An 11,904-nucleotide genomic window follows, 5' to 3' on the forward strand; every position below is an offset into this window, starting at 1 on the left:
CGGGGGCTCCGTCGTATCCGCGAGTGGGTGTCAGGCGTGGCCGAACTCCTGCTGACCGAGCTCCTGCTGCTCGACGGCGAGCGGGATGTCGTGTTCCTCGACCGCCCAGTCGCCCGTGGCGAGGTAGACGACCTTCTTCGCGACGGCCACCGCGTGGTCGGCGAAGCGCTCGTGGTACCGGCTGGCGAGCGTGGCATCGACGGTGGCCGTGGCCTCGCCCTTCCAGTTGTCGCTGAGCACCTTCTCGAAGACGGTGGCGTGCAGCTCATCGACGTCGTCATCGGCGTTGCGGATGGCGTCGGCGAAACGCAGGTCCTGCGTGCGCAGCAGTTCGGACAGGGTGCGGGCCACCTCGACGTCGAGCTCGCCCATCTTCACGAACGTGCCCTTGAGGCCCTTCGGAATGGCGCGCTCGGGGAAGCGGAGGCGGGCGAGCTGGGCGATGTGCTCCGACATGTCGCCCATGCGCTCGAGCGAGGCGCTCACGCGCAACGCAGTGACGACGATGCGGAGGTCGCGGGCGACCGGCTGCTGGCGCGCGAGGATCTCGATGGCCTGCTCGTCGAGGGCCACGGCCAGCTCGTCGATCTTCGCGTCGTCGGCGATGACCTCTTCGGCCAGAGCCACGTCGCTCGTCGCGAACGCCCTGGTGGCCTTGTCGATGGACACCGTGACGAGGTCGGCGATCTCGACGAGGCGGTTCTGCAGGTCCTCGAGGGACTGGTGGAAGACTTCGCGCATGTTGGGGCGCAACCTTTCATTCGGATCTCGGCTGGATCAGCGCGAGGCGGCGGGTCGTCCGCACGAGAGCAGGTCTGTGCTCCCGCACGGGCCCGAAGCGATTGTCTGCTTCGAAGGTTAACGAACGGTGCCCAGCACGTGAATAGTACTTCTCCTGTTCCCGCCAGGGCGCGGAAACCCGCCGGACGGACGGTGAACGCACTCTACGCTGGAGTCATGACCCTGCCGCAGCTCGCGCTGTCTTCGCTCGCCATCGGGCTCGTGATCGGCGTCGGCCTGTCGCTCCTCGTGGTGTGGGCGTACCGAGCGCGGGCTCGAGTGCAGGAGGAGACGTCGCTGGCGATCCCCGCCGGCATCACCGACGTCCTGCACAGCATGGACGATGCGGCGGCGATCGTCGACGCCTCCGGTCTGGTGCTGGCCGCATCGCAGGCCGCGACGCGCTTCGGGATCGATGTCGGCTCGACTCTCGACAACCCGGAGCTCCGGCAGCTCGTCCGCGGCGTCAGAGAGGCCGGCGGCTCCGTCACCGAGTCGATGCGCATCACGCGCGGCGGGGTGAGCCTCGACCCCCGCCTGGTCTCGGCTCGGGCCAGCGTGATCGGCAGCCGCCTCGTCCTGCTGATCATCCGTGATGTCACGGAGCAGGAACGACTGGACCAGATGCGTCGCGACTTCGTGGCGAACACGAGCCACGAACTGAAGACGCCGGTCGGTGCGGTGAGCCTGCTCGCCGAGGCGATCGAGTCGGCGGCCGACGATCCCTCCCAGGTGCGCATCTTCGCCGCGCGCATCTCGGCGGAGGCGGGTCGTCTCGGTCAGCTCACCGGTCGCATCATGAGCCTGTCCCGGCTCCAGGCCGAGGACGGGCTGTCCACGGTGGGGCCGGTCGCAATCGACGAGGTGATCGCCTCCTCCATCGAGGCCCATGTCGTGCAGGCCGATTCCGCCGGTGTGGAACTCGCCAGGGGCGGAGACCGTGGTGTCTGGGTGCGCGGCGATGCGCAGATCCTGATCGAGGCGGTCGGCAACCTGATCGCCAACGCCATCGTCTACTCGCCGCGCGGCTCCCGAGTGGGCGTGGGCGTACGGGCGGAAGACGGTGTGGTCGAGATCGCGGTGTCGGATCAGGGCATCGGCATCGCGGAAGCAGATCGCGAGCGCATCTTCGAGCGGTTCTATCGGGCCGACGAAGCCCGATCGCGGCGCACGGGCGGCACGGGCCTCGGCCTGTCCATCGTCAAGCACGCAACCCAGCGTCACGGTGGCGAGGTGCGGCTGTGGTCCCGTCCCGGTCGCGGGTCCACGTTCACGATCCGGCTTCCTCGGATCGATGCCCCAGACAATCGCGACGCGGGCAAGAAGAACAAGAAGAAGCGCGCGCGCAAGGCGGCCAAGAACGCCGCGTCCGCCCGCGTGCGAAACGGAGAGAGAGCATGACCCGAATCCTTCTCGTCGAAGACGAGCCCGACCTCGCCGACCCGCTCGCCTACCTGCTCCGACGCGAGGGGTACGAGGTGGAGATCGCGGAGGACGGCCCCGGCGCACTCGCGGCCTTCCGGGAGCGCGGTGCCGACATCGTGCTGCTCGACCTGATGCTGCCGGGGATGCCGGGCACCGAGGTGTGTCGGCAGATCCGCTCGACCTCTGCTGTGCCGATCATCATGCTCACCGCCAAGGACTCCGAGGTCGACATCGTCGTCGGCCTCGAACTCGGAGCGGACGACTACATCACGAAGCCCTACTCGTCCCGGGAGCTGCTCGCCAGGATGCGGGCGGTGCTGCGCCGGGTGGTCCAGGCGGACGGTGAACTGGACGAGCGTGTGCTGGACGGTGGACGTGTGTCTCTCGACATCGACAGACACACCGTCTCCGTGGCAGGTGCGCAGATCAACATGCCGCTGAAGGAGTTCGAGCTGCTCGAGGTGCTGATGCGCAACTCGGGACGCGTCCTGACCAGGGGACAGCTCATCGACCGCGTGTGGGGGAGCGACTACTTCGGCGACACCAAGACGCTGGACGTGCACATCAAGCGCATCCGCTCGCGCATCGAGGAGAACCCGAGCGAGCCCGTCATGCTCGTCACGGTGCGTGGTCTGGGGTACCGCTTCGAGGGCTGAGCGTCCGATCGGTGGCGCATGCTGCCGGTGAGACGCAGAAGAGGCCGGTACCCCGAGGGGTGCCGGCCTCTTCTCGCTGCGTGCGGCGTCAGTTCGAGGGCGCCGGGGCTGCCGTATCGGTCGGCAGCGGGGTCGGCGACGATGTGGGTGCCTTCTCGCTGGGGACCAGATCCGAGTAGTAGGGGAGGGTGCCGTCGAGCACCGGCACCTGGGTCTTGACTCCGGTGGAATCTCCCGACTGGAAGTGGATCTCGACGGTAGCGCCGGGCTTGGTGTCGAGGCCCACGATGCGCACCGGGTCGGCGTCAGAGCCGAGGCTCACGGTGTCGTTCGCCGGGACCGTGATGGCGAAGGGGTCGACACCCTCGACGGTGACGGTGAGCGTGGCCTTCTCGTCGGTCGGGTTCACGATCGCGGCGACGAAGTTGCCGACCGAACCGTCCTCCGTGGCGACCACGAGGGCGTTGCGCACGTCGATGGGCCCGTCTTCGTCGGAGACGTTCACTCCGTCGGAGGCGGCGTACTCGGTCTTGGTGGACTGCGGGGTGATGAACGTGCACCCGGTCGCACCGAGCAGAACGAGGGCGCTGAGGGCTGCAGACGCAACAAGGCGCGATTTCACGGGTCCTCCTGAGGTCCGGCGGGGATATCCGGAACCATTCTATGCGTAAGTCGTGAGGGCTCCTGCGGCCCTCGGGGCGCGAACCTTAGCGCATGTCCCCTGTGGTATCCTTGAGGTTGCCGAAAGGACACGTTTTTATGCTTTTTGAGGTTGGCGAGACCGTCGTCTATCCCCACCATGGCGCTGCGACCATCATCGAGGTCAAGGAGCGCATCATCAAGGGTGAGGCGAAGAAATACCTGAAGCTCAACGTCACCCAGGGAGATCTCATCATCGAGGTCCCCGCGGAGAATGTCGACCTGGTCGGCGTTCGCGACGTGATCGGCAAGGAGGGCCTCGATCATGTTTTCGAGGTGCTGCGAGCACCCTTCACAGAAGAGCCCACGAACTGGTCGCGCCGGTACAAGGCGAACCTCGAGAAGCTCGCCTCCGGCGATGTGATCAAGGTCAGCGAGGTCGTGCGCGACCTGTGGCGCCGTGACCAGGACCGCGGTCTGTCCGCGGGTGAGAAGCGGATGCTGGCGAAGGCTCGCCAGATCCTCATCTCGGAGCTGGCGCTCGCCGAGAAGACCGACGAGGACAAGGCGGGCGCACTGCTCGACGAGGTTCTCGCTTCCTGAGCTCTTCCACGACGAAAGGCGGGTGCTTCGGCACCCGCCTTTCGTCGTCTCGGCCGGTAACGTGAAGCCGTGACCATCCTTCCCGTTCCACGCACAGCGATCATCGTCGTGGCCGCAGGCTCCGGCACCCGACTGGGGGCGAGCGCCCCGAAGGCCTTCGTCGGCGTCGACTCCCGTTCCGTGCTCCGCCATGCGCTCGACGGGGTGTTCGCCGCCGCGCCGGCCCAGGTCGTCGTGGTCGCCCCCGCAGGCTGGGAGGGCGACGCCGAGACCGAGCTGCGCGAAGCGGCGGGGGAGCGCGCCGACTTGGGGCGCGTGGTCACCGGCGGCGCGACCAGGCAGCAGTCGGTGGCCGCGGGTCTGAGCGCGCTCTGGGGCGACATCGAGACGGTGCTGGTGCATGACGCCGCACGTGCGCTCACCCCTCCCTCACAGATCGATGCCGTCGCAGCGGCTGTGACCGCAGAGGTCGGCGTGATTCCGACGCTGCCCGTCGTCGACACGCTCAAGAGGGTCGTCGATGGAGCCGTGGCGGCAGCCGTCGACCGTTCCGAGCTCGCAGCGGCGCAGACGCCACAGGGCTTTCCGCGGGCAGCGCTGGAGGCCGCCTACGCCGCCGCGCGTGAGAGCGGGGTCGAGTACACCGACGATGCGGCGCTGTTCGCGGCGACAGGCCGCCCCGTGCGGCACATCGACGGCTCCGAACGCGCGTTCAAGATCACCACGCCGGCCGACCTCGAGCGCGCGAGACACCTTCTGGGCTCGCACAACGCAGGCGCCGGCATCCCGCGGGTGGGCATCGGCACGGACGTTCACGCCTTCGGCGGCGAGGGCGACCTCTGGCTCGCCGGTCTGGAGTGGCCAGGGGAGCAACCTCTGTCCGGCCATTCGGATGGAGACGCGGTCGCCCATGCCATCGTCGATGCGCTCCTGGGAGCGGCGGGCCTCGGCGACATCGGCGAGCACTTCGGCACCGCCCATCCCGAGTATGCGGGGGCCCATGCCGAGGTCTTCCTGGCCCGCACGCGCGAGCTGCTCCGGGAAGCCGGCTTCGCGGTCGGGAACGTCTCGGTCCAGTTCCAGGGGAACCGTCCGAAGTTCAGCCCGCGAAGGTCCGAAGCCCAGGAGCTCCTCAGTGGGATCCTCGGCGCTCCGGTGTCCGTGACAGCCACCACGACCGACGGGCTGGGGTTCGCCGGGCGGGCGGAGGGCATCGCGGTCACCGCGATCGCGACCGTCTTCCCGCTCTGACTCGGCGGGGAATGCGCGGTCCGTGCGGATCGTTTCCTGTCGACGAGACCATCACAGAAGGAGCCGCAGTGAAGATCCTCATCATCGGAGCCAGTGGGCATGTCGGACGGGCGGCAGTCGGAGCGCTCGAAGGGCACGACATCGTGGCCGCCTCGCGGAACGGTGATCCGTCTGTCGACGTGACGGACCCGACATCCATCGAGCGGCTCTTCGACGATGTGGGCCACGTGGATGCGGTCATCGCCGCTGTCGGCAGCGTCCCGTTCGCACCGCTGGCCGAGCTCGGGCGTGACGACTTCGAATCGGCGCTCCGCGGCAAGGTGCTGTCCCAGCTCGACATCGTCCGCATCGGTACGCGGTTCGTGCGTGACGGAGGCTCCTTCACCCTCACCTCCGGCGTCCTGGCCCGCGAGCCGATCGCCACGGGGGTGGCGGCCTCGCTGGCGAACGGAGCGATAGAGGCGTTCGTGCTGGGCGCAGCCGCCGAGCTCCCGCGTGGGATCCGCATCAACGCCGTCAGCCCCTCAGTGCTCGAGGACGCGCCTTCCTACCATTCGTCGTTCCCGGGGTTCGTCCCGGTGTCTTCATACCGGGTCGGCATGGCGTACGCCAAGAGCGTCCTCGGCGTGCAGACGGGACAGATCTTCCCCGTGGACTGAGTTCGCCCGTCATGGATGACGCATTCGCACGCGCCCAGGCTCCGGAACGACGCTCCCGGTAAGCTTGAGCGGTGACAGTCCGCCTCTACGACACCCGCGCGCAGCAGTTGCGCGACTTCGTGCCTCTCGATCCTGAGAACATCACGATGTACGTGTGCGGACCCACCGTGCAGTCCGGCCCGCACATCGGGCACGTCAGAGCGGCCCTCAGCTTCGATCTCCTGCGGCGCTGGCTCGAGTACCGCCACGGTCGCGTGACGTTCGTCCGCAACGTGACGGACATCGATGACAAGGTGCTCGCCAACGCGACCGAGTCCGAGCCGTGGTGGGCGCTGGCCTACCGGATGGAGCGCGAGTTCACCGCTGCCTATGCGGGCGTGGGGATCCTCCCGCCGACCTACGAGCCCCGAGCCACGGCGTCGGTTCCGCAGATGCAGGAGCTCATCGCGCTGCTGATCGAGCGCGGCCACGCCTACCCTGCGCCGGACGGATCGGGGGACGTCTACTTCGACGTGCGCTCCTGGTCCGACTACGGCTCGCTCACCCATCAGTCGCTGGACGCGATGGAAGCGGCGGAGGACGCGGATCCCCGAGGCAAGCGGAATCCGCAGGACTTCGCGCTCTGGAAGGGGAGCAAGCCCGAGGAGCCGTCCGATGCGAGCTGGGCATCGCCCTGGGGGACCGGCCGTCCCGGATGGCACATCGAATGCTCCGCGATGTCGAAGCGTTATCTCGGCGCGGAGTTCGACATCCACGGCGGCGGGCTCGATCTGCGTTTCCCCCATCACGAGAACGAGCTCGCGCAGTCGACCGCAGCAGGAGACGGCTTCGCCCGCTATTGGGTGCACAACGGCCTCGTGACCGTCGACGGACAGAAGATGTCGAAGTCGCTCGGCAACTTCACGTTGGCCGCAGACGTCCTCGCCGCGCACGACCCGCTGGTGGTGCGCTACGCGCTCGCTTCGGCGCACTATCGGTCGAGTCTCGACCTCACGGAGTCGTCGTGGGCGGAGGCGGAGGCCGCGCTCGGTCGCATCGCGACGTTCCAGCAGCGTGCCGCACGCGTTGCCGAAGGGGGCATCGGATTCTTCGTGTCGCAGAGTCTTCCCGAGGCCTTCGTGGCCGCGATGGATGATGATCTCGGGGTTCCGGAGGCGCTGGCTGTGCTGCACGAGACGGTGCGCGCGGGCAACTCGGCGCTCGATGCGGGGGAGACGGAAGCCGCGCTGCACGCTCTTCGGGCCGTGCTGGCGATGACCTCCGTCCTCGGTCTCACCGCCTCATCCGGCGCGAGGACTCACGCGTCGGAGTCTGTGCTGGACGCTCTCGTCCAGACGATGATCACCCAGCGCGCACAGGCACGCGCTGACAAGGACTGGGCGGCGGCCGATCGCATCCGAGATGCGATCGCCGCCGCAGGAATCACGCTGGAGGACACTCCGGCCGGAACTCATTGGAGTATCGATGGCTAAGCCAGGGCGCCCCGGCGCGAGCAAGGGAAACAAGAAGGGCCCGACCAAGGGCACCGGCGGACTCGGGCGCAAGGCGCTCGAGGGTCGCGGACCGACGCCGAAGGCGGAGGACCGCGCCTGGCACCCGGCGGGCAAGCGCAAGGCTGCGGCCGAGCGGTACGCCGCGGCGACCGGCGGCAAGGGGCGGCCGGGCGGCGGACGTCCCGGGGCTGGCGGCGGGAACCGCGCGTCCAAGGCCAAGGCAGGAGACGACACCGAGATCGTCACGGGTCGCAACTCGGTGCTCGAGGCACTGCGGGCGAAGATCCCGGCGACGGCCTTCTACATCGCGCAGCGCGTGGAGATGGACGACCGTGTGAAGGAGATGCTCTCGATCGCGACCCACCGCGGCATCCCCGTGCTCGAGGTCACGCGTCCCGAGCTCGACCGGATGGCCGGCTTCGACGGCGTGCACCAGGGCGTCGCGATCAAGGTGCCCCCGTACGAGTACGCGCACCCCCAGGATCTGCTCGAGCAGGTCATCGACCAGGGCCACGTGCCGCTGTTCGTGGCGCTCGACGGCATCACCGACCCCCGCAACCTCGGCGCGATCATCCGCTCCACGGCGGCGTTCGGTGGCCATGGCGTCATCCTTCCTCAGCGTCGCTCGGCGAGCGTCAACTCCGCGGCCTGGAAGACCAGCGCCGGAGCGGTCGCGCGCACCCCGGTGGCTCTCGCGAGCAACCTCACCACGCAGCTCAAGGAGCTCAAGAAGCAGGGTGTCTTCGTGCTCGGGCTCGACGGTGACGGCGACGTGTCGCTTCCGGAACTGCAGCTGGCCGATCGTCCCGTCGTGATCGTGGTCGGCTCCGAGGGCAAGGGGCTGTCCCGTCTCGTCTCCGAGACCTGCGACCAGATCGTCTCGATCCCGATCTCCGCGGCCACCGAGTCGCTGAACGCCGGCATCGCGACGTCCGTCGCGCTGTACCAGGTCGCGTCGCTCCGCGCCGCGAAGTGATTCCATCGCCACATACATCTGACTAGGGGAGAACCGCATGGCTCGCATCGTCGTCCTCGGAGGAACCGGCTACGCCGGCCGTCACATCGTCGCCGAGGCGGTGTCGCGCGGTCATGCGGTCATCGCCCTGTCGCGCTCGGAACCGACGGATCCCGTCGCCGGCGCTGCGTATCTGCAGGGCACGGCGCTGGACCTCGACTCGTTGGCCCCGGCGCTCGACGGAGCGGATGCGGTGGTGTCCGCGCTGTCTCCTCGCGGCGACATGGAGAACAGGGTTCTGGAGGCGTTGAGCGGGCTCGCCGATCGACTCACCGGGACGGAGACGCGCCTGGGCGTGATCGGCGGTGCTGGGGGCAGTCTCGTCGCTCCCGGTGGGCCGCGTCTGTTCGATCAGGATTTCCCCGAGGAGTACAAGCACGAGGCGCAGGTCGGCATCGACTCGCTCGCACTGCTCGAAGCCACCGATCCGCGTCTGGACTGGTTCTTCGTGCACCCCGCCGAGGTTTTCGGTCCGTGGGCAGAGGGCGAGCGCACCGGACACTACCGTGACGGCGGCGATGTGATCGTCCGCGACGACGAGGGCAAGTCGTTCATCTCGGGGGCCGACTTCGCGGTCGCGGTGGTCGATGAGATCGAGCAGGGCAACCACCATCGCGAGCGGTTCACCGTCGGCTACTGAGTCCCGGCCCCGACGCCTCGGAGCGGTCAGACCAGATCGCGCCAGTCGACGTCATCATCGTCGTCGGCGGTCGGCGTCGCGCCCGTGATGACGGGAAGGCTCATCGTCTCGGTGGGCGGGCCCATGATCGTGGCCTCGTCGCGGCGATGGCGCAGCACCTCGTTGATGTAGCTGGTGAGCACCTCGGCGAGGGGGATGGAGCGTCCCTCCGCCTGGGACAGGTACCAGCGGTGCTCCAGCACCTGGTGGAAGACCTCGGCAGGCTCGAGCTTCGCCCTCAGCTCATAGGGGATCGCACGGACGACGGGCTCGAAGACACGGGTGAGCCATTCGTGGGCGTACATCTCCTCGTCCGCCCACTGCTTGGTCGAGCGGGCGCGGAACTCGTCGAGGTCGTTGAGCAGGCGACGGGCCTGGTTCTCCTCGACGTCGAGGCCTGTGAGGCGGATCAGGCGCCGCTGGTGATGCCCTGCGTCGACGACCTTCGGCTGGATCTCCACGACGGTGCCGTCGGCTGTCGTGGACATGGACATCTCGTCGATGTCGAAGCCGAGGGCGTTGAGGCGCTCGACCCGTTCCGTGATGCGCCACGTCTCGGCCGCGGAGAACGACTCCTGAGCGGTGAGCTCGGCCCACAGCGACCGGTATGACGACACGATGCCGTCCGCGATCGCCACGGCATCCACTCCGTGCTCCAGACGTCCACCGGCCGCGAGGTCCATGATCTCGCCGGCGATGTTGGTGCGGGCGAGGTCGAGGTCATACGCGCGCTGGCCGTCAGTGAGGCCCTCCTCGTGGAGCTCCCCGGTCTCCGCGTCGACGAGGTAGGCCGCGAACGCACCGGCATCGCGCCGGAAGAGGGTGTTCGACAGCGAGACGTCGCCCCAGTAGAAGCCGACGTTGTGCAAGCGCACCAGAAGCAGCGCGAGGGCGTCGACGAGACGGTTCGCGGTGTCAGGGCGCAGCACCCGCGTGAACAGCGCGCGATACGGCATCGAGAAACGCAGGTGTGATGTGACCAGGGCGGCGGGGAGGGGGTCACCATGGGCATCGGTGCGGCCGGCGATCACGGCGACCCTGTCGACGCATGGCACATCGAGGCGCGCCAGGTTGCCGAGCATGTCGTATTCGCGCTGGGCCATCTCCGCAGTGGTCTCCTTGACGGCGACGACGCGACCGGAGAGATCGGCGAATCGCACGAGGTGGCGGGAGAGCCCCTTCGGGAGCGACACGATGTGCTCGGACGGCCACTTGGCGAGGGTTGTCGACCAGGGGAGCGCGAGCAGTCCCGGATCGATCTTGCTGGCGGTGATCCGCAGCGAGTCCTGCATGGTGCTCCCTGATGGCGGGCGGTGAGGAAAAAGAGACGCGGCGCAGGTGACCGAAGTCAGCCCGCGCCGCGTCTGTGGATCCGATCAGGCGGAGACGACCGGCTTGTCGTTCAGTCGCACGCCGGACTCGCTGTCGAACGCGTGCACGTGACCAGCGTTGGCAGCCAGCGTGACCGTCTCGCCGGCGTTCGGGTGGCTGCGGCCGTCGACACGGGCGACCAGGTCGGTGCGCTTGCCGTTGATGTCGGTGTGACCGTAGAGGTAGCCGTCTGCGCCGAGCTCCTCGACCAGGTCGACGACGACCGAGAGGCCCTTGCCGTCTGCCGGGCCGACGGTGATGTCCTCGGGGCGGACGCCGACCGTGACCTGCGAGCCGTTGGCACGGCCGACCGTGTCGCGGTCGAGCGGCACGACCTCGGTGCCGAAGCGCACGCCGCCGTCGGCCAGGTCGGCCGAGAACAGGTTCATCGCGGGCGAGCCGATGAAGCCGGCGACGAAGACGTTCTCGGGCTTCTCGTACAGGTCGCGCGGCGAGCCGACCTGCTGGAGCAGACCGTCCTTGAGCACGGCGATACGGTCACCCATGGTGAGCGCCTCGGTCTGGTCGTGCGTGACGTAGACCGTGGTGACGCCGAGGCGACGCTGCAGCGACGCGATCTGCGTACGGGTCTGGACGCGGAGCTTGGCGTCGAGGTTCGACAGCGGCTCGTCCATGAGGAAGACCTGGGGCTGACGGACGATCGCGCGGCCCATCGCCACACGCTGACGCTGACCACCCGAGAGAGCCTTCGGCTTGCGGGTCAGGTACTGCTCGAGGTCGAGGAGCTTGGCGGCCTCGAGGACGCGCGACGCACGCTCCTCCTTGCCGACGCCGGCGATCTTGAGCGCGAAGCCCATGTTCTCGGCGACGGTCATGTGCGGGTACAGCGCGTAGTTCTGGAAGACCATGGCGATGTCACGGTCCTTCGGCGGCACGTCGGTCACGTCGCGGTCACCGATGAGGATGCGGCCGGCGTTGACCTCTTCCAGGCCGGCGAGCATGCGGAGGGACGTCGACTTACCGCAACCGGAAGGTCCGACGAGGACGAGGAACTCGCCGTCACCGACCTCGAGGTTCAGCTTGTCGACAGCGGGACGGGTTCCACCGGGGTACAGGCGGGTGGCCTCGTCGAAAGTCACAGATGCCATTGTCGTTTCTCCTTCACCGGCAGGTACGTGCCGGACGATCCGTAGTGATGAAGCGGTGGGATGAGCCACCGTGACCCGTCTTTGGGTCGAAGTCAGTATGACATGAACAGCGGTACCTGGGTATTTCTCAGCCTCACTGGCTAGCATCGAACTCGGCCGCGCCCAGCGGCGATCGTCGCCGAGCGGCGGTCGGGGCCAACCCGGACCCCCTCAGACTCACAAGA

General features: G+C 68.2%; 12 protein-coding genes. 8 read left to right on the forward strand and 4 right to left on the reverse strand.

Features of this window, described 5'->3' with window-relative positions:
- Positions 1-30: 30 nt before the first annotated feature.
- Positions 31-741, reverse strand: a complete 711-nt coding sequence (phoU, locus tag AAY78_RS01020) for a phosphate signaling complex protein PhoU (protein ID WP_046746522.1) — start codon at positions 739-741, stop codon at positions 31-33.
- A 216-nt stretch (positions 742-957) separates the two neighbouring features.
- On the opposite strand from phoU, the gene AAY78_RS01025 reads away from it, so the two are divergent.
- Positions 958-2,181: a sensor histidine kinase gene (locus tag AAY78_RS01025; RefSeq protein WP_046746523.1), complete on the forward strand. Its 1,224-nt coding sequence runs from the start codon at positions 958-960 to the stop codon at positions 2,179-2,181.
- Positions 2,178-2,861 carry a response regulator transcription factor gene (locus AAY78_RS01030; protein ID WP_045263359.1) on the forward strand — a complete coding sequence of 228 codons (684 nt, stop codon included), beginning with the start codon at positions 2,178-2,180 and terminating at the stop codon, positions 2,859-2,861. The genes AAY78_RS01025 and AAY78_RS01030 overlap by 4 nt, the downstream gene beginning before the upstream one ends.
- 88 nt (positions 2,862-2,949) lie before the next feature.
- Here AAY78_RS01030 and AAY78_RS01035 read toward each other — a convergent pair whose 3' ends face one another.
- Complete coding sequence (locus tag AAY78_RS01035) at positions 2,950-3,483, reverse strand: restriction endonuclease subunit M (RefSeq protein WP_046746524.1); 534 nt, start codon at positions 3,481-3,483, stop codon at positions 2,950-2,952.
- Between the two features lie 137 nt (positions 3,484-3,620).
- On the opposite strand from AAY78_RS01035, the gene AAY78_RS01040 reads away from it, so the two are divergent.
- From AAY78_RS01040 to AAY78_RS01065, 6 genes are all read left to right on the forward strand, one after another.
- On the forward strand, positions 3,621-4,103 hold the full coding sequence (locus tag AAY78_RS01040) for a CarD family transcriptional regulator (RefSeq protein WP_017201416.1): 483 nt from the start codon (positions 3,621-3,623) through the stop codon (positions 4,101-4,103).
- Between the two features lie 69 nt (positions 4,104-4,172).
- On the forward strand, positions 4,173-5,354 hold the full coding sequence (ispD, locus tag AAY78_RS01045; protein WP_046746525.1) for a 2-C-methyl-D-erythritol 4-phosphate cytidylyltransferase: 1,182 nt from the start codon (positions 4,173-4,175) through the stop codon (positions 5,352-5,354).
- Between the two features lie 68 nt (positions 5,355-5,422).
- Positions 5,423-6,013: a short chain dehydrogenase gene (locus AAY78_RS01050; RefSeq protein ID WP_046746526.1), complete on the forward strand. Its 591-nt coding sequence runs from the start codon at positions 5,423-5,425 to the stop codon at positions 6,011-6,013.
- A gap of 71 nt (positions 6,014-6,084) precedes the next feature.
- The gene (gene cysS / locus AAY78_RS01055) at positions 6,085-7,485 is read left to right on the forward strand and encodes a cysteine--tRNA ligase (protein WP_046746527.1); all 1,401 of its coding nucleotides are present in this window, start codon (positions 6,085-6,087) and stop codon (positions 7,483-7,485) included.
- Positions 7,478-8,482 (forward strand): 23S rRNA (guanosine(2251)-2'-O)-methyltransferase RlmB, encoded by a 1,005-nt coding sequence (gene rlmB / locus AAY78_RS01060; RefSeq protein ID WP_046746528.1) that lies wholly within the window; start codon positions 7,478-7,480, stop codon positions 8,480-8,482. Before cysS ends, rlmB begins: the two co-directional genes overlap by 8 nt.
- A gap of 37 nt (positions 8,483-8,519) precedes the next feature.
- Positions 8,520-9,161 carry an NAD(P)-dependent oxidoreductase gene (locus AAY78_RS01065; protein WP_046746529.1) on the forward strand — a complete coding sequence of 214 codons (642 nt, stop codon included), beginning with the start codon at positions 8,520-8,522 and terminating at the stop codon, positions 9,159-9,161.
- A gap of 26 nt (positions 9,162-9,187) precedes the next feature.
- On the opposite strand, the gene AAY78_RS01070 is transcribed toward AAY78_RS01065, so the two are convergent.
- Together AAY78_RS01070 and AAY78_RS01075 are read right to left on the reverse strand one after the other, a co-directional pair.
- The gene (locus AAY78_RS01070) at positions 9,188-10,492 is read right to left on the reverse strand and encodes a DUF4032 domain-containing protein (protein WP_046746530.1); all 1,305 of its coding nucleotides are present in this window, start codon (positions 10,490-10,492) and stop codon (positions 9,188-9,190) included.
- Positions 10,493-10,576: 84 nt separating this feature from the next.
- Complete coding sequence (locus tag AAY78_RS01075; protein ID WP_046746531.1) at positions 10,577-11,680, reverse strand: ABC transporter ATP-binding protein; 1,104 nt, start codon at positions 11,678-11,680, stop codon at positions 10,577-10,579.
- Positions 11,681-11,904: the final 224 nt, after the last annotated feature.

Origin of the sequence: Microbacterium sp. Ag1, from assembly GCF_001005635.1 — a bacterium.
Classification (GTDB): domain Bacteria; phylum Actinomycetota; class Actinomycetes; order Actinomycetales; family Microbacteriaceae; genus Microbacterium; species Microbacterium oxydans.